Origin of the sequence: Flavisolibacter tropicus (assembly GCF_001644645.1) — a bacterium.
In the GTDB taxonomy this organism is placed as follows: Bacteria; Bacteroidota; Bacteroidia; order Chitinophagales; family Chitinophagaceae; genus Flavisolibacter; species Flavisolibacter tropicus.
Genome location: NZ_CP011390.1, coordinates 4,431,955 through 4,450,391, shown reverse-complemented (window position 1 = coordinate 4,450,391; position 18,437 = coordinate 4,431,955). Strand labels below are relative to the sequence as shown.

The window sequence follows — 18,437 nt, the reverse complement described above, 5'->3', positions numbered from 1 at the left end:
TGTTCGTTTTATTTTTTTATACGTTTTGTTATAAGGAATAGTTGAATGTTACACCGAAGTTGGTACCGAACTTTCTAGTAAAGCGATACGCATCTGCATTCTTATTGAACTTAGAATTGTCATCTGCATTCTGATAGAAATACTGTGTACGGTTAAGGATGTCCGATACATTTAACTTGATCTCACCTTTATTATTGATAATTCTTTTACTTACCTGGAAGTCTAACAGCGGACGTGAAGCCTCATAAATATCAGGAGAACCACCAATGGCCAGGTTACCTTGACCCACGAAGTACAAACGGCGTCCAATCTGGTTGTATAGCAATGTAGCGTTTAAGCCTTGCTTAGGCAGATCGTACAACAAGCCTACGTTTATTAAGTAAGGCGACTGTCCCTGCAATGGACGAGCAACATCAAACTCTTTACTTTCTACTTTACTATAGATGTAGGTAGCGTTTGTTTGGAAAGTGAAATTTTTCAGCGCGTTTACAAAATCCAGGCGCTTGCGTAATTCCATTTCTACGCCATAAGAAGTAGCTTTTTCTGTGTTACGGAACGTAAAGGTACTGGCACCTCCAGCAGCTTCATCAAACAGTTGTTCAATAGGGTCGCTGAAGTATTTATAAAATACACCGGCGCTAAACGTCTCTCCTGCTCTTGGATAAAGTTCATAACGTAAATCAGCATTGGTGATCTTTGTACGCTTTAGTTCAGGATAACCTTGTACAGAAGCGTTTAATTCAAAGTCATAAATATTCAGAGAAGCCAATTCGCGCAGCTCTGGGCGAATAACGGTTTGAGAACCTGATAAGCGAATATTGGTTTTGTTATTCAACTTATAGGTAGCATTTAAACCAGGAAGGAAGTCTATTACTTTAGAATAAGTATGACGAGGATCTGAAGCTTTCACACTACCTACCAGTTGATCGTAGTGTTCTGCTCTTACACCCCAAACAACTCTGAATGCATTAGACAGTTGATTATCGAACTGGATATAGCCGGCATTCAGGATGGTATTAGCCATATAACGGAACGCCTTATTCTTGATGGCATCAAAGCCAAACTTATTACCTGTACCACCGCCAAAGTTCTCAGCAGCAAAAACTTGATCAGCTGGCAACAGGCGTAATGTTTTATTATCAGTAGGCAGGTAATTGGCAAAGAACTTACCATCATACAAACGGTCCTTGATCTGCAGCATATAACCGCCTTTTACAGTTTGCTTTTTATCAAACAGATTAAAGTTATAAGCAGCATCTCCACCAGCGGTATAAATATAATCGCTCAGGTTTTGGAAGATACGGCTACCACTCTGTTGAGAGAGTGAATTAGAGATCAGCAGTAAATAAGGATCTGATGAACCTGTAGGTCTTGAATAAACAATACGACGCTGATCAGGAATATAAGAGTCCAGGATATTAAATGATCCATACCATTTTAATTTCAGGTTGGTCATTGGATTGTGATCGCCTGTAGCCTGAACAGTAAAGAAGGTGTTTTGCTTAAAGGTAAATTCTGAACCTGTTAGATCTTCAGCACGGTTAACGTCATAACCTTCACGCTGAGTAACTGAGTTGGGGTTATTTAAGTTTACTAACGTACGTACCGAAATGCGGTTTAACGGATTCAGCTGTAAGCTCAAGCTACCTAAAGCACCTAGGGTTACATCCTGAATGTATTTAGCATCGTCGTAGCTGGAGTTAATACTAAATACACCATTCGCCAGGTTATTAGAACGGTTCAATAGTTGCTGGTAGCGATTGCTTTTGTTGTATAGTAAACCGAATGTACCACCCAGCTTCTTATTAAAGATGTTGGTAGTAAAGCCTGCGTTTGTTTGTAATGATACGTTTAAAGGCGCTGTGGTTTTAAGAGGCGTCCAGTCAGTACGCAGTTGTTTACCAATAGCTGTTTTTTCTGCAGGTGTCAATGCATCAAAACCAGACTTTGTAGTATAAGTATTAGGCAGTGCACGAGTGCCATCATCAATACCCAGCCAATCAAAATCTCCACCCCTGTCTTTATAAAAGCTTTTACCAATGGTTTGTGAATTAAAACCAGTACCTACCTGGATGTTAAAGAAGTTCCTGGTAGGAATATCTTTTGTATTTACCTGGATCAAGCCACCAGCCCATTCGCCAGGATACTCGGGTACAAAGGCCTTATTGATAATAATATTATCAATCATCGGCGCAGGAATCAAATCAAAAGAGAAAGTTTTACGATCGGGCTCTGTGCTGGTTAACAAGATGCCGTTTAACATGGCTTGGTTATAGCGGTCAGCCAATCCACGAACCACAAGGAAGCGGCCATCCTGAATAGAAGCACCAGGTGTACGCTTTAATACTTCACCAGTATTTCTATCTGGAGAACGGCGAATGCTTTCAGCCGAAATAACAGAAGCAACTGTATTCGTATTCTTCTGGAATTGAATCAGTGAAGCCACGTTTTCTTTACGCGCACTACTGGCCTGGGCCGTAACAGTTACACCACCAAGGTCTTTAGCAGCAACAGCTAGTGTAATGTTTAACTCGTTTACTTGTCCAGCTACCACTTCTACATCACTAACTGTTTTTGTAGCATAGCCTACAGCCGATAGCGTTAGCTCATATTTCTGACCAATAGTTAAGCTTAATGTGAAGTTTCCATTAACATCTGAAGTAGTACCTGGGCCAGTTGTAGCTTTAATAGATACACCTGGTAAAGGCTCATTCTTATCATTACTAACCTTACCACTCAATTTCACATTTTGAGCAAAGGAAGAAGTAAAGGATAGTAGTAAGATGAACAGGGATAGAATACAGCGGAACATAATCTCGTTCTAAAGTTTTAGCAAAAGAACAGTTGAGATATTACTGGTATGTTACGCGAATATTAAGGAAAGGTAAACCTAATGTTACCGCAATGTTACTAACCCTGTTTTTAAATGTTCACTGTTTATTAGAAGCGCATTTGTATACGGAACGTAAACACGTTATCCTTTATATCGTCAGTAAAGCCGGCTAGTTGTGTGGTTTCATTTTTTGCCAGGCTATAATAGGCTAATACTTTAAGGTTGGCATTGAAATAGTGTGTTGCGCCAAAGCCCCATGTATCGTAACGTACATCGGCTGCCGTCATATTGGTACCGGCCTTGCCAATAGAGTTTCCAGCCACATCAGTATTAGGATCGTACCAGTCGTATTTGGCCATGATCTCCCACTTTTCGTTTATTATATTTTGCAAAAAGTAAAAGAAGGCTCCATCAAAGTGGCGGATATAGGTAGGTCCTGTAGGCACTGTTCCAGGATTTACGGTGGTAGTAGCTGTACCAGGCTGTTTACCTGCCCAATATTCACCGCGTATTTCGGTTTTACCCCAGGCATGTTTATACGCCAGTTGCATATCTGCGCCATAATATTCGCAGGGAGCCTTTCCTCCTAAATTTTCCGTATTTGAATCGATTAAGAACATGTCAGAGCCATCCTTGAAACCCATTTCATAACGGTATTTAGTGGTCTGTACCCAACCACCGTGCAAAAATGACAAGCCGCCGCTTATTGTATAATGCTTTGAAAAAGTAACTGGCTTTATAGTAAGACGGCTGATCAAATCTTTATAAGAATCAAACTCTGCCGGCCCCGATTTCCCCTGTCCGTTAAACAAACCGATATCATATTTTACCTGAAACTGCTTACGTTCTGGCTTTTGCGATTCATAAGATACCATAGCACCCAAGTCGCGCTCGCTCGGCATTAGTATTTGCGACATGCGCCCTCTTTCTGGCGTTTCGCGGTAAGAGGAAGATAAGTTCACTTCATAACCAAATGGGCGGGCAAACAAACCAGCCGTTAATGAAGCATTGTGTTTGGTAGGCTCATAGACTCTAACAAATACGTCCCTGATATTTACGTCTCGCTCCGTGGCCTCAATTTGAAACGTAAACAAAGCGGCAGGAAAGTCACCCTGCTTACCTGGCATAGCATAATCAAGCTTTACCCGGGCCCGGCGTAACATAAACCGGCTATCAGCAAATTCCTGAAAGTTGCCACCCTCATACGTTTGTGTACCTTTTTTCTGAGCTACTTGAAACTGCGGCTGTATGTAACCACTGAAACTAATATTATTGAATCGCTTGGCTAAAGGCCGTAAGGTATCTTTTATAAATAAGGTAGAATCGTAATCGGATAGGTAGCGTTGAGCAAAAACATCTGCTTTGAAAATCAGGAAAAAGAGTAGCCAACAAGTCAGTTTTCCAAAAACACGATTAACCTTGGTCTGATTATGGTTGTTGCTCAACATAGCCCTGTAAAATTGAAGTAGATTAAGAAAAGGCGGGCAATATTACCTTGAAAAACCAGAGGCAATATTAATTTAATATTAATTCTCTGTAAACAAAATCATCGCATGCAGAAGAGTTTAATTTCGCATACGATTTAAAATCTAGTATATGGCATTTTCATTGACCAAGTTTTTCAGTCCAAAAGACAAGGTGTTTTACGGTTTATTTGAAGAGGTAGCGAACAACGGCGCACTTATGGCTGAAAAATTAGCTGCCCTGGTTGCAGAGACAGACTACCAAAAAAGGTCTACATTAATCAAGCCAATTGAAGATCTGGAACACGCTAATGACGAGCTAACACATCGCATATTTACTGAGCTAGGTCGCAATTTCATTACACCTTTTGACCGCGAAGACATACACTTACTGGCTAGCGCTTTAGATGATATTGCAGATTACATTTATGCCTCAGCCAAGAAAATTAAACTCTACCACATCAACCCAACAGACGATGGCATTCAACGTCTATCTGAACTGGTGATCCAAAGTACCAAGGCGGTACAGCAGGCTGTTTCGGAATTACGCAACATGAAAAACATCCGTCAGATCACAGATGCTTTGGTAAAAATTAACAGCATTGAAAACCAGGCAGATGATATCAGCGATATGTTTATTGAGCGCCTGTTCAGTATGGAACCTGATGCTAAAGAAATTATCAAGAAACGTGAGATCTACCAGGTATTAGAAGATGTAACAGATAAGTGCGAAGACGCTGCCAATGTTATTGAATCTATTATTGTCAAGTACTCTTAAACCCTATAACAGTTGACAGCTTATATAAGCGCGTACCACCTGTACGATAGCTTATTCTTCAATTCACAATTATGAGTTTTCTTATTGTCATTATAGCACTGGCGTTAATATTTGATTATATCAACGGCTTTCACGATGCGGCCAACTCTATAGCAACAGTTGTTTCCACAAAGGTGTTAACACCCTTTCAAGCTGTAATTTGGGCAGCGGTTTTCAACTTTGCCGCCTTCTTTATTTTTAAAGATCACGGGGTGGCAGATACGGTTGCCAAAACCGTAAAGCCTGATGCCGTAGATAAGGTAGGCATGCTGACCGTTGTATTTTCCGGTTTGATAGCTGCCATAGCCTGGAACCTATTAACGTGGTGGTTTGGTATTCCGTCTTCATCTTCCCACACCCTGATCGGTGGTTTTGCCGGCGCTGGTATAGCTGCAGGTGGTTGGGACGCTGTAAACTCCGCCCCTATTATCCGTACTGCCAGCTTTATTATCCTGGCCCCGGTAGTAGGTATGATCATCGCCTTTATTATTTCGCTCTGGTTTATTTTCTCTTTCCGGAAAGGATTGATGCCCAAACTAGTTTCCCTATTGATCATTGGGGGCGTACTCTACTTCCTGTATACGCATCTGGAAACCGACCCAGCCAAGCTAAAGTCTCACTATGAGTCTTATTTCTGGAAAGTGGTGTTTTTCTCTTCCAATTTCAAATGGATCCTGCTTTCACTAATCTTAATATGCCTGGCCATTTTTACGTTTTGGTTGAACACCTTGAACGCCACTAAATCAACCGACTGGTTCAAACGCTTGCAGCTGGTGTCATCAGCCGCCTTTAGTATTGGTCACGGTGGTAACGATGCCCAAAAAGTAATGGGTATTATTACGGCAGCGCTTATTGCCAATGGCGACATTGCCAGTTTCCATGAAATGCCAACCTGGGTGCCACTGGCCTGTTATACAGCCATCGGCTTGGGAACTATGAGTGGTGGTTGGAAGATCATTAAAACCATGGGTACACGCATTACCAAGGTTACGCCTTTTGAAGGGGTTGCTGCTGAAACAGCAGGTGCTATTACGCTGTTTGTTACTGAGGCACTCAAAATTCCAGTTAGTACCACTCATACCATTACAGGTTCTATTATTGGTGTAGGTGCCACAAAGCGCCTATCAGCCGTACGCTGGGGTGTTACCATTAACCTATTATGGGCCTGGATACTAACCATACCGGTCAGTGCATTATTGGCCGCCCTTGTTTACTTTATAGCTAAACTTTTTATTTAAAATAAATTGCCCCCCCCAAAAAACACAGCTTAACAGCTGTGTTTTTTTATGGATAACCCTTAAGTAGCACCTTTAAACTGGGGAGAATTTCCGAGTTTTGTTAAACTTAATCCTACGAGCATGGCAAAAATATTAGTTACAGGAGGCTGCGGGTACATTGGCTCGCACACATTAGTCGATTTAGTTGACAATGGATATGAGGTGATCTGTGTTGACAACAACGTTCGGTCAAACGCAGCTATACTTAAAGGGGTAGAAAAAATCACAGGCAAACCGATAAAGAATTACAAAGTTGACCTTTGTAATTATGATGACACCTTCGCCATTTTTCAAGAAAATGAAGATATAGACGGGATCATTCATTTTGCTGCCTATAAAGCGGTTGGCGAATCAGTAGAGCAACCTTTAATGTATTATGAAAACAACTTGCTATCCTTGACCAACTTGCTCAAGTGTGTACAAGAGTTTAATACCAAGTGGTTTGTTTTCTCTTCCTCTTGTACCGTTTATGGTAACCCGGATGAGCAAATGGTAACTGAGGCTACGCCACAGAAGCCGGCAGAGTCGCCCTATGGCGCCACCAAACAAATGGGCGAACGCATTGTTACCGATTTCCAGAAAACAAGTACCACACAGTGTATTTTATTGCGCTACTTCAACCCTGTAGGCGCCCATCCTTCTGCTCTTATTGGAGAGCTTCCTATAGGTAAGCCGCAAAACCTTGTGCCTGCTATTACACAAACAGCAATAGGTAAGCTTCCTAAATTAACCGTATTTGGCGACGACTACCCTACCCGTGATGGCAGCTGCGTACGCGATTACATACATGTAATGGATATAGCCCACGCACATACGCTATCTATCAAATACCTGCAGGAACAGCGTAATACAGAGGGGTGCGAGATCTTTAACCTGGGAACAGGGAATGGCGTAACCGTACTGGAAGCTATTAAAGCCTTTGAAAAAGTAAGTGGTCAGAAATTGAATTATGAAATAGGACCTCGCCGCCCAGGCGACGTAGTAGCTATTTATGCCAATAACGACAAAGCAAAAACTCAACTGGGCTGGAATCCACAACGCTCATTAGATGAAATGATGAGTACCGCCTGGAAATGGGAAGTAAAACTAAAAGACGACGAAAAGTTATTTACCTCTACACCGTCTCAGCTCAATTAATTTAGAAATGTAAGCCTCATAATAAGAAAGCCAAGTGCAGATGCACTTGGCTTTTTGTATAAGAGTACAGTTAGTTTTGGTATTCGAGATTGTTGCTTAAGATCTGTACTACTATTTTCAGGGCATAGTTAAGCGCTTTCTTTAAACCAAACAACCGTATTTATACGGATGCTGCTAAACCGAAAAAAGCAATTCCGTAATGCGATCTTTATGTAATTCCTTTAAAACCTCAACAATATCTTTTACGTTGGCAAGATTCAATTGTTTCTTCAATGCTTTTAAATAAGATACGGAAGCAATGGAAAACCCTCCATCAATCAGAAGGTGGCAAACCATCGTAAAAACAGCCCGCTTCCACTCTTCTGTTATTTTTTCACAGCAGGACTTTAAAAAATCATCTTCGTCTAATATATACCGCAAGCCTGCCTGGCTTTTTATCAGTTTGAGAATATCTGTTTCCAAAAAAAGTTCTCTGCCAGCTAGCGCATCCAACATTCGATCATAGTCTTCTGCTACCGGATGCCCGTTAGAATATATTGCACCTACTATACAGCCTACAATTCCTTCCTGTAAAGCCAGACATGGAGTGGCTTCTATTTGTGTGTTCATGTGCAGGTAATTTGATTAAGGGCTTTTCAACAGCTATTGGACTAACTAAAACAGAATGCTATATTAAGTAGAAAGCAAAAGGTAATCAACCGTATTTATACGGATGTATCATTCAAATCTGGGAAAAAAATATTAAAAGAGAAAAAATATGAAGCGCCTGCCATACAATACAGGTCAGTGTTTCATCAAAACGCTATTACGAGACACCTAGGGGCTTAAATAGTAAAAATACCATCGCGTATCGCATAAATAACAATACCAGCCGTATTTTTCACATCCATCTTTTCCATGATCTTGACACGGTGCGACTCAACGGTGCGCGGGCTTAAACCCAGTTTATCAGCAATTTCTTTTGATACATATTGCTGACAAATCAATTTGATCACATCCAGCTCTCTCTCTGTAAAGACTATTTTCTCGGACTTCTTTTCAGGTTTGTAGTCACTATTTGCAATCAGCTGAGCTAGTTTCTGTGTAGTATGATTGCAATAATAAGTACCGTTATCTGCTACTGTTTTAAGGGCTTCAAATACCTCTTCTTTATTGGCATTTTTTAATAAATACCCTTTAGCCCCTGCCTCTAACATATCTACGATCAGGTGCTCATCTTCAAACATAGAGAGTGCAATAACGTTTGTTTGTGGCAGTATGGCCTGTAGCTTTTTAGTTGCCTCAATACCATCCATCTCGGGCATCTTGATATCGGTAACGATTACGTCGGGCTGGCATTGCAGGGCCGTTTCTATCAGTTCTTTTCCATTACCGGCTTCAGCAATCAGCTGAAACTCTTTTTGCTTCTTCAGCATTACTCGAAATCCATCTCTGAATATCTCATGATCATCAGCCAGTAATATGCGAATAGGGTTTTGTGTGGGGGTCATGCTAATGGTATTTCAAATGTAAAGGATGTTCCATCTCCAATTTTAGAATCTAAATACATAGTGCCATTCATGATCTCGGTACGGCTCAACAGACTGCGTAAACCAAGGCCGGTATTGGCACCTAGGGCATCGGGGTTAAAGCCAACGCCATCATCTTGTGTTTTCAACACTAGCTTATTTTTTTCAGTATGTAGCTCAATGGAAAGGTGGCTAGCCTTGGCGTGTTTTAACGTATTATGGATCACCTCTTGAATAATACGGTACAGGTTAACCGCTTTTTGCTCGGCTAGACTCAAGGAATCTGTTGCGCGGACTTCCACATGCAAAGCATGGCTCTTCATAATGTAATCGGCAAACTCCTTAATGGCCACAATAAGGCCCTTACGTAACAAGGCGCTTGGCATCAGGTCAAACGATATTTCGCGCACCCGCTTAACCATGGAGTCAATATGCTGGTTGGTTTTAGCGATCTCCACCTGATCATCCTCATCAGCCAATTCAAAACTGTTGATCTTCATTTTTACTGCCGACAATAGTGGCCCTAATTCATCATGTAGATCAGCGGCTATGCGAGCCCGTTCTTTTTCAAGAGCCGTAATTTCAGTTAGGATGTTTTGTTTATGTAAGGCTAAGTTTTTACGTTGTTGACTAATAATAGAAACAACGAAATAAATAATAATCACACCAATGATAATACTGGCTATTACGATGGCAGTGTAAAGGCTTGTCTCTTGGGCATCCATAAAGCAGCTAATGCATAAATGAAGTTAACAACTAGATTGATGTAAACTAAAATATCGAAAACAACTATTTGAAATCGAATTGATGAAAGCCCATAAAGGAAAAAGGCCTCAATTATAACTTTATAAGTGTAAAAGGCAATAAATCCAATACAAACTAAAAATGACGAGTTTTTAAGTAATAAACCACGGCTAGTTGTAATTAACTGGTTGATGGCATGAATACTCATTAGTACAATAACAAAGGAGTAAAAAATACGATAGTAAATAGCCATCTGATGTATCGTACTGAAAATAAAATTTTCCAAAACCCAAAACACACCAAATGCAGTTAGTATGCAATAAAACAACACAGGCTTTTTAAAGATGCCTGTTTTTTTAAAGTACCATGTAATAAGGAAGGATTCTAATAGTACATAAACGTTCCCATTTAATATTGTATTCACATGATTGATTGCCAATCCTGTGCTCAACAACTCATTAAATCCGGCAAACCAAAAAAAATACAATAAAGGATAATAGGTATGGTGTACACGATTGAAGCGTACACCACCAATTATGCCAGCTATTAAAATTGTAGCGCTTAGTAAAGCACTGATGTAGAAGTTCATATTAGCTAGTTATGCGCCAACTAAGGATTTGTTGAAGGAGGGCAATTGGGCGGACAGCGAACAGCATCCTCCACGACTTCTCCTTCTTCACCAGCTAAACTGGCAGTAGTACTTGGAATAATTAGATCTTCTCCTTTATCATTTACACCCACAAGAATGGAATGGAGTTTATCCTCATCATCCATACCTGTATAGATGCGAATACCTACGCAACCAGGCAAGGCCAACAACTTGTCAATAGCAGATCGATTAAAGGTTTCGGAATCAGGGATTACATCTTTAACAGAGATCTTAGGATTAATTAAGTCCTTTTTTTTCAGTTTAAAATTATCCTTGAGCTTTTTGGCTTTGGACAGGGGAATGAGATTAGTAGCCTGTAAAAATTCTGTACTCATAAGGTTCGGTTTTAGGTAGTGTTGAATCCTGCAAAATGATTCTTTTTTACTAAAATAACAACCGTATTTCTACGATCTAATTAAAGTATTTATTTGTCAACACTCTGCTTTAAATGGCTTTTATTTAAAAATCTTCACACAGTTCTACAATAGAAAACACTTCGCCCCCTTTTCTATTACGCCTCACCGATAGTTTGCTCCTCCTCACCGATATAAATAATAGGCCGGTCTATATCTATCTACCTTTACCATCCATTCTTCTGCTTCCGAGAAAAAGAGTTGTACTGCCCAGTCTGAGAAACTGTTCATTTATTTATTAGCTTAAAAGAATTGCCCCTGTGACTATGGCCCAAGTGTTAAATAAGCCGAGAACAATTTTGTGTATTGACGATGATGCAGACGATCTACAACTTCTTACTGAAGCTGTACAACAGGTTGATCCCCAATGCCTGATCATTAAAGCCTTTGATGGCCTACATGGCATTTCTATTCTTCAGGAAATGCATGCAGCACAACAACTGCCCTGCCTCATTGTAATGGATATCAATATGCCTAAACTGGATGGCAAACAAACCTTTGTACGCTTACAAGCCGACCCTACCTTTTCAAAATTACCCGTTGTTGTTTTCTCCACTTCCTCCTCCGCTATGGATAAGCTTTTTTTTCAAAGTAAAGGAGCAGCTTTTATTACCAAGCCTATCCGTTTTGAGCAATTGCTGGCGGCTGCTTCCGAGCTACTAAGCTATTGTCCTCCGCAATAGGCTAATTACCAATGTTACTTCACAACACTAGTTTGTGTGAACATACTTGGTTAAGTTGTAATCAGTTTAATAATATGAGAAAATCACCCCACAGGAGTTCGTTTAAAACTATAGTATTCAAACACTTGGGATTTTAAACAACCGCTTATTATTTATCTTTTTTATCTTATTTGTGAGAGAATTACTTTTGCGGCACAATAAAGCGTATGCTGAAAGATATTCAATCCACCGGAAAAAAAGATACCCGTAGCGGCTTTGGCGACGGTATCGTAGAAGCAGCCCGTAAGAATAGCGATGTAGTAGCCCTGACCGCCGACCTGGCAGGCTCCTTAAAGCTGAATCAATTTATTAAAGAGTTTCCAGAGCGCTTTATCCAATGCGGTATTGCTGAAGCCAATATGATTGGTATTGCAGCAGGACTGACCATTGGCGGCAAGATTCCCTTCACTACCACATTTGCCAACTTCTCTACTGGCCGCGTTTACGACCAGATACGTCAGAGTGTGGCTTATAGCGGTAAAAATGTAAAGATCTGCGCTTCGCACGCAGGTTTAACCTTGGGTGAAGATGGCGCTACTCACCAGATCCTGGAAGATATAGGACTGATGAAAATGCTGCCTCACATGACCGTGATTGTACCTTGTGACTACAACCAAACCAAGGCTGCTACCATGGCTATTGCCGAATTCCATGGTCCTGTATACCTGCGCTTTGGTCGCCCGGCCTGGCCCATCTTTAGCAAGCCCGAAGACTTTGTAATTGGGAAAGCACAATATTTCTCTGAAGGTACCGATGTAACGCTGTTTGCCTGCGGTCACATGGTATGGAATGCCATTCAAGCCGGTGTAGCATTAGAAGAGAAAGGTCTGAGTGTAGAAGTGATCAACATTCACACTATCAAACCCTTAGATGATGAGGCTGTAATAAACTCCCTACGCAAAACCCGTTGCGCGGTTACTGTAGAAGAGCACAATATTATCGGTGGCCTAGGCGATGCCATTGCCCAGGTAGCTTCCCGTAATTTCCCTGTACCAATTGAATTTGTTGGCACTAAAGACACTTTTGGTGAAAGCGGTACACCAGACCAATTGTTAAAAAAATACGGTCTGGATGTTCCTGATATCATTGCAGCCGCTGAAAAGGTAATTGCCCGTAAAAACGGATAATAGGTCAAACTATTCTCTTTTCAACTTATCGTAATAATAGCCTCTAAGGAGGCTATTATTGTTTTTAACGGTTTGGTAAAGCTCATCAAGGCACGATTCTTTGTAGCTTACCAAGTATCTTTACTTCTTAATTAAACAAACACGAATGGCTTTGACAGGACTAGATGATGCCGAACTCTTAATACGTTTTCGGGAGCCAACCACCAAAGAAGCCGCCTATACAGCGATCATAAAAAAATACCAAGAGCGCTTGTACTGGCACATTCGCCGGCTGGTGGTAGACCACGATGACGCCAATGATGTACTACAAAATGTCTTTATAAGGGTATGGCGAGGTCTGGAGAATTTCAAGGAAGAATCGCAGCTGTATACCTGGCTCTATCGTATTGCTACCAATGAATCCCTGACCTTTTTAGACAACGCCAAAAAACGCGGAGCTATAAGCCTTAGTGATGTGGAAAGCGGGCTGGAAAACAAAGTAAAGGCCGATCAGAGCTTTGATGCTAACAAATTGGAATGGAAGCTCCAATTGGCTATTCAACAACTCCCTGAAAAGCAACGTCTTGTATTTACCCTGCGTTACTACGATGAAATGCCTTATGAAGAGATGAGCAAGGTGCTGGAAACCAGTGAAGGAGCGCTTAAAGCCAGTTACCACCATGCCGTAAAAAAAATTGAAGAATATATAAAGAATCATTAAACCTTATCTCTCTTTTTTCGTCTTAAATCTTGAAAATGAGCAGCCGTAAGTACATACACGATGAATTGAGGGAACTTAACAGTACCCTACCCTCACACGTAAAGGAGCCCGTTTTTAGCGTGCCTCAAGGTTATTTTGAAAACTTTGCCGCATCCGTACTTATGAGGCTAAAACAAGAGGAAGCAGTGGATTCAGCGGCAGATGAGCTGGCCTCTTTATCGCCCTTACTGGCTGGTCTTTCCAAAAAGATGCCGTACGATCTACCTTCCAACTATTTCTCAACCCTATCAGGTGATGTTCCGACTTTGATTCAGGAAGATGAATTACCTGCTATTTTAGCAGAGCATCCGAAAACAAACCCCTATGACATACCAATGGGTTATTTTGACAACTTACCCGCACAGGTATTGTCTAAAGTAGCTCCGAAGCAAGCAAAAGTTGTTTCTTTTAACCGTACCCGCTGGATGAGGGTGGCTGCCGCCGCTTTAGTAGCCGGTGTCATCGCAATCAGTGGCTTGGTTTACTACAACAGCCGCCCCAGTAGCATTAATCCGTCCTCGTCTCCTGAAGCCTGGATTGCCAGCAAGCTGAAAAACATCAGCAATAAAGATCTGGATTCGTTTATTGAGTCTACAGACGCTACATCAACAGAACAGATAGCCAAAACAAACTCTGCTGAGGTTAGCAAGATGCTGACTGATGTGTCGGTAAAAGAGATAGACGCATTTTTAGCCCAGATACCAACAGACGACGAAGAATTATCTATTATTAATTAAGCTAACCCTTGGGAAATCGTATTACTTATGAAACGTATTTTATACATACTTGGATTTTTCTTGACATTCACAACTGCTGTGTTTGCCCAGGATGCAGAACAACCTGGTGATCGCATTCAGGAGCGGATGAACGAGTATATCCAAAAACGACTGAATTTAAGCAAGTCTGAAGCCGAGCGTTTTTCTCCGGTTTTCTTGAACTATTTCAAGGAACTGAGACAAACCAACCAACAATACCGTGGCGATCGCCTGGTATTGCAACAAAAGATCGTTGATCTAAGACTTCGTTACCGCGATCAGTTTAAGCCTATTATGGGTGAAAAGCGTAGTAATGATGTTTTTAATTATGAGCACGATTTTGTTGAAGAGCTAAAACGTCTACGCCAAGACCGCATGCAAAACAAATTTGACAAGGCTCCCGGACGCCGTGGAGGTGGCCTGTTGCCCTAAAAAAGAATGCCAAGTTGTTGGGAATCACAATTTCTTCTATATTTGAGCTTGGTGTTTTTCATAGGTTAGCAACGGCCGGCTCTTTTTAGGGCAGGCCTTTTTTGTTTTTGCGACTCTACTATTAAAACGAATTTTAAAATATTATCCCTATAAAACAAAGGCTGGAACTACGTTCCAGCCTTTTCACATTTAATCAGCTCAACAATATAAAAGCTTATTTCTTCAGGTTTTAAGCGGTTGCTTTCAGCAATTTTTGAATATAGGCAACCTGCCCCAAGTGGTAGATATCGTGCTGGATAATGCCGTATAAGAGCTTCCTAAACGGATAATTTCGCTCTCTTACGTCCTGATCCAGCAACTCATCTGTACAATCTTTTAATAGGGCTAGAAGCTGCGCCTGGGTCTCTTGTAAACGTTCCAGACCTTGCTTCCAGAGTGTCCTATCCGAATGATCCAGCTCGCGCCAGTCCATTTCTTCAAAATAAGCCAAGGTCATCTGTGGAGAGTGCTGTAACCGATCTATGGTAAACTCCCGCCAAGTGATCATATGCCACAGCAGTTCTACTATACTATGCTGTCCACCCGGCTTTTCAAAAACAATACGTTCATCTACCTCTGCCAGTATATTCAACACCGCCCTGCCAAACCAAGGATCGCCTTCATAGGCGTCCTTTAGCTGGCTGATGATATTTGATAGCTCTTTATTATTCATTACCCATTATAGATTATTGAGCGTATCCTCCCTTCTTTCTTCTCTTCCTAATCCTTTCATCTACCCAAATCCCGGTTCAGACTACTTGCTCAAATACATGCTTCTGTCCTTATACAATTGACGGAAGTAAGGATCACGCAGATCTTTGATAAAGCGGATAGCCTCACCGGTCGACTTCATTTCAGGGCCCAGTTCTTTATTAACATTCGGGAATTTATTGAATGAGAACACAGGCTCTTTAATGGCAAAGCCGTCAAGCTTTTTCTCAAATTTGAAGTCGGTCAGTTTGTTTACACCCAACATTACTTTAGTAGCAATGTTCAGATAAGGAATGCCATACGCTTTGGCTATGAATGGCGTAGTGCGGGAAGCTCTTGGATTCGCTTCAATTACATATACTTTACCATCTTTAATAGCAAACTGAATATTGATCAAACCCTTGATATTCAAGGCGCGAGCAATCTTCTCAGCGTAGTATTCCATGGTTGTAACGGTCATAGGCGGCAGGTTAAAGGCTGGCAATACAGCGTTACTGTCGCCACTGTGTATACCGGCAGGCTCAATATGCTCCATTACACCCATTACGTGGAAGTTCTCACCGTCAAAGATGCCATCGATCTCGGCCTCTTGGCAGCGATCCAGGAAGTGATCAATAAGGATCTTGTTACCCGGAATATGTTTCAACAGGCTGATCACTGCCTTTTCTACCTCTTCGTCGTTGATCACAATCCGCATGCGCTGACCACCCAATACATAGCTTGGGCGCACCAGTACAGGATAGCCTACTTTGTTGGCTACCTCTATTGCATCATCTACATTATAGGCTGTACCATAAGCAGGGTAAGGAATATTCAGTTCTTTCAACAGGTCAGAGAAACGGCCTCTATCTTCAGCAATGTCCATGCTGTCAAAAGAGGTCCCCATGATCTTAATACCCTTTTCATGCAGGCGCTCCGCCAGTTTCAGGGCTGTTTGGCCACCTAACTGTACAATAACACCTTCAGGCTTCTCCAGTTCAATGATCTCCCACAGATGCTCCCAAAATACAGGCTCAAAGTAGAGCTTGTCAGCCATGTCAAAATCAGTAGACACGGTCTCTGGGTTACAGTTGATCATGATAGCTTCATAACCACACTCTTTAATAGCCAGTAAGCCATGTACACAGCAGTAGTCAAACTCAATCCCTTGACCAATTCTATTAGGACCAGAGCCTAATACTATGACTTTCTTCTTGTCTGTAACTTTTGATTCATTGCTATGTCCTTCCTCAAAAGTGCTATAGAAGTAGGGTGTCTGAGCTTCAAACTCAGCACTACACGTATCTACCATTTTATATACGCGGGTAATACCCAAAGCCTTGCGCTTTTCATATACTTCTTCCTCATCACCATCTGTAATGATGCGGGCAATCTGCTCATCGCTGAAGCCATGCACTTTTGCTTCTTTCAGCAACTCAGCAGGTACATCACCCAGGTAGTATTTATCCAGCTCTTTTTCAATGTTGCAGAGCTTTTGGATCTCATAGATAAACCAACGGTCAATACCAGTAGCTTTTGCAATGGTATTGACACTCACACCTAACATAAGTGCATCCTTAATACGGAAGATGCGATCCCATTTCGGTGTTTTAATATATTCCAACAACGCTTCTGCATGCATTTGGCTCTTTCCATAATAACCCAAACCAACAGCGTTGTTTTCTAAACTCTGACAAGCTTTTTGTACCGCTTCTGTGAAGCTGCGGCCAATGGCCATTACCTCACCTACGCTCTTCATTTGCAAGCCTAGTGTATCGTTAGCACCTTTGAACTTATCAAAGTTCCAGCGAGGGATTTTTACAATTACGTAATCCAGCGCAGGCTCAAAGTAGGCAGAGGTAGTTTGTACAATAGGGTTCTTTAATTCATCGAGTGTATAACCAATAGCCAGCTTAGCAGCAATCTTGGCAATTGGATAACCAGTTGCTTTAGAAGCTAAGGCTGAAGAACGGCTCACACGAGGGTTGATCTCAATGGCAATGATCTCTTCAGTATCAGGATTTAAAGAGAACTGCACGTTACAACCACCGGCAAAGTTGCCCAGGTCGCGCATCATTTTAATAGCGGTATTACGCATCAGCTGAAACGCAGTATCGCTCAGTGTCATAGCTGGCGCTACTGTAATAGAGTCGCCGGTATGCACCCCCATTGGGTCAAAGTTCTCTACTGTACAGATGATAACTACGTTGTCATTTGCATCGCGCAACAACTCCAGCTCATACTCTTTCCAACCCAGTACTGCTTTTTCTACCAGCACCTCATGAATTGGAGAGGCCTGTAAACCACGCTGCAAAGCTTCATCCAGATCTTCTGGTCCGTGTACAAAACCACCACCTGTACCACCCAGGGTAAATGAAGGACGAATGACCAGCGGGAAGCCGATTTCCTGTGCAAATTCCTTTCCTTCCAGGAAGGAGTTAGCGGTACGGGCCGGCGCTACAGGTACACCCAGCTCAATCATCCACTGGCGGAATTTCTCACGGTCTTCCGCTTTATCAATTGCTTTAATATCTACACCTACCAGGCGTATACCATACTTCTCCCATATACCCAGATCCTCGGCTTCTTTAGCCAGGTTCAAGGCTGTTTGACCACCCATGGTAGGCAGCACGGCATCGATCTGGTTTTCTTCCAAGATCTGCTCTATGCTCTCAACGGTCAATGGCAGGAGGTACACACGGTCCGCCATCATTGGGTCGGTCATGATCGTAGCGGGATTGCTGTTGATCAAAATCACTTTTACACCTTCTTCCCGTAAACTGCGGGCAGCCTGCGTACCGGAATAATCAAATTCGGCAGCTTGACCAATAATAATAGGACCGGAACCAATAATGAGAACTGATTTGATAGATGCGTCTTTTGGCATTGAATAGTAAGTTTACTGTTCACGGGCTTTCCGTTTTTTCTCATGGTGAACTTGCAAACTTGCAAACTTATAAACCCGTAAACTCGAATTAGTAGATACAAAAAAACCGGGACGATGCCCGGGGTGCAAATGTAAATGAATTGAAATTGTTTTATGTAGAGAAATTCGTTAATACCTGTGCTTTATTTTTAACTAGCCCACTAAC

The 18,437-nt window shown here is 41.7% G+C and carries 17 protein-coding genes; 8 read left to right on the top strand and 9 right to left on the bottom strand.

Annotation, left to right across the window (positions count from 1 at the left end):
• Positions 1-28: 28 nt before the first annotated feature.
• Positions 29-2,812: a TonB-dependent receptor gene (locus tag SY85_RS19010; protein ID WP_066406542.1), complete on the bottom strand. Its 2,784-nt coding sequence runs from the start codon at positions 2,810-2,812 to the stop codon at positions 29-31.
• A 128-nt stretch (positions 2,813-2,940) separates the two neighbouring features.
• Positions 2,941-4,281, bottom strand: a complete 1,341-nt coding sequence (locus SY85_RS19005; RefSeq protein ID WP_099459397.1) for a porin — start codon at positions 4,279-4,281, stop codon at positions 2,941-2,943.
• Between the two features lie 148 nt (positions 4,282-4,429).
• Between SY85_RS19005 and SY85_RS19000 the strand changes: the two genes are divergently transcribed.
• The 3 genes from SY85_RS19000 (at position 4,430) to galE (ending at position 7,527) form a co-directional block, all read left to right on the top strand.
• A complete protein-coding gene (locus SY85_RS19000) occupies positions 4,430-5,074 on the top strand; it encodes a DUF47 domain-containing protein (RefSeq protein WP_066406539.1) in 645 nt (214 codons plus the stop codon).
• Positions 5,075-5,142: 68 nt separating this feature from the next.
• Entirely contained in the window at positions 5,143-6,351 is a 1,209-nt protein-coding gene (locus SY85_RS18995) for an inorganic phosphate transporter (RefSeq protein WP_335583206.1), read from the top strand.
• Between the two features lie 120 nt (positions 6,352-6,471).
• A complete protein-coding gene (gene galE / locus SY85_RS18990) occupies positions 6,472-7,527 on the top strand; it encodes a UDP-glucose 4-epimerase GalE (protein WP_066406531.1) in 1,056 nt (351 codons plus the stop codon).
• A 174-nt stretch (positions 7,528-7,701) separates the two neighbouring features.
• Here the strand turns inward: galE and SY85_RS18985 are convergent, their stop codons facing one another.
• From SY85_RS18985 to SY85_RS18965, 5 genes are all read right to left on the bottom strand, one after another.
• Entirely contained in the window at positions 7,702-8,136 is a 435-nt protein-coding gene (locus tag SY85_RS18985; RefSeq protein ID WP_066406530.1) for a hypothetical protein, read from the bottom strand.
• Positions 8,137-8,351: 215 nt separating this feature from the next.
• On the bottom strand, positions 8,352-9,017 hold the full coding sequence (locus tag SY85_RS18980; protein ID WP_066406528.1) for a response regulator transcription factor: 666 nt from the start codon (positions 9,015-9,017) through the stop codon (positions 8,352-8,354).
• Entirely contained in the window at positions 9,014-9,760 is a 747-nt protein-coding gene (locus SY85_RS18975; protein WP_066406527.1) for a sensor histidine kinase, read from the bottom strand. The genes SY85_RS18980 and SY85_RS18975 overlap by 4 nt, the downstream gene beginning before the upstream one ends.
• Positions 9,721-10,368: a hypothetical protein gene (locus SY85_RS18970; protein ID WP_066406526.1), complete on the bottom strand. Its 648-nt coding sequence runs from the start codon at positions 10,366-10,368 to the stop codon at positions 9,721-9,723. The genes SY85_RS18975 and SY85_RS18970 overlap by 40 nt, the downstream gene beginning before the upstream one ends.
• Positions 10,369-10,388: 20 nt before the next feature.
• The gene (locus SY85_RS18965) at positions 10,389-10,763 is read right to left on the bottom strand and encodes a hypothetical protein (protein ID WP_066406524.1); all 375 of its coding nucleotides are present in this window, start codon (positions 10,761-10,763) and stop codon (positions 10,389-10,391) included.
• 344 nt (positions 10,764-11,107) lie between these two features.
• Between SY85_RS18965 and SY85_RS18960 the strand changes: the two genes are divergently transcribed.
• The 5 genes from SY85_RS18960 (at position 11,108) to SY85_RS18940 (ending at position 14,616) form a co-directional block, all read left to right on the top strand.
• Positions 11,108-11,524, top strand: a complete 417-nt coding sequence (locus SY85_RS18960) for a response regulator (RefSeq protein WP_066406522.1) — start codon at positions 11,108-11,110, stop codon at positions 11,522-11,524.
• A gap of 206 nt (positions 11,525-11,730) precedes the next feature.
• On the top strand, positions 11,731-12,690 hold the full coding sequence (locus tag SY85_RS18955; protein ID WP_066406521.1) for a transketolase family protein: 960 nt from the start codon (positions 11,731-11,733) through the stop codon (positions 12,688-12,690).
• A gap of 145 nt (positions 12,691-12,835) precedes the next feature.
• Entirely contained in the window at positions 12,836-13,390 is a 555-nt protein-coding gene (locus SY85_RS18950) for an RNA polymerase sigma factor (protein WP_082886605.1), read from the top strand.
• Positions 13,391-13,425: 35 nt separating this feature from the next.
• Entirely contained in the window at positions 13,426-14,166 is a 741-nt protein-coding gene (locus SY85_RS18945) for a hypothetical protein (protein ID WP_066406519.1), read from the top strand.
• 27 nt (positions 14,167-14,193) lie between these two features.
• Positions 14,194-14,616 carry a hypothetical protein gene (locus SY85_RS18940; RefSeq protein WP_066406517.1) on the top strand — a complete coding sequence of 141 codons (423 nt, stop codon included), beginning with the start codon at positions 14,194-14,196 and terminating at the stop codon, positions 14,614-14,616.
• Between the two features lie 229 nt (positions 14,617-14,845).
• Here SY85_RS18940 and SY85_RS18935 read toward each other — a convergent pair whose 3' ends face one another.
• A complete protein-coding gene (locus SY85_RS18935) occupies positions 14,846-15,328 on the bottom strand; it encodes a DinB family protein (protein WP_066406515.1) in 483 nt (160 codons plus the stop codon).
• Positions 15,329-15,409: 81 nt separating this feature from the next.
• Positions 15,410-18,232: a carbamoyl-phosphate synthase large subunit gene (carB, locus tag SY85_RS18930; RefSeq protein ID WP_066406514.1), complete on the bottom strand. Its 2,823-nt coding sequence runs from the start codon at positions 18,230-18,232 to the stop codon at positions 15,410-15,412.
• Positions 18,233-18,437 lie beyond the last annotated feature (205 nt).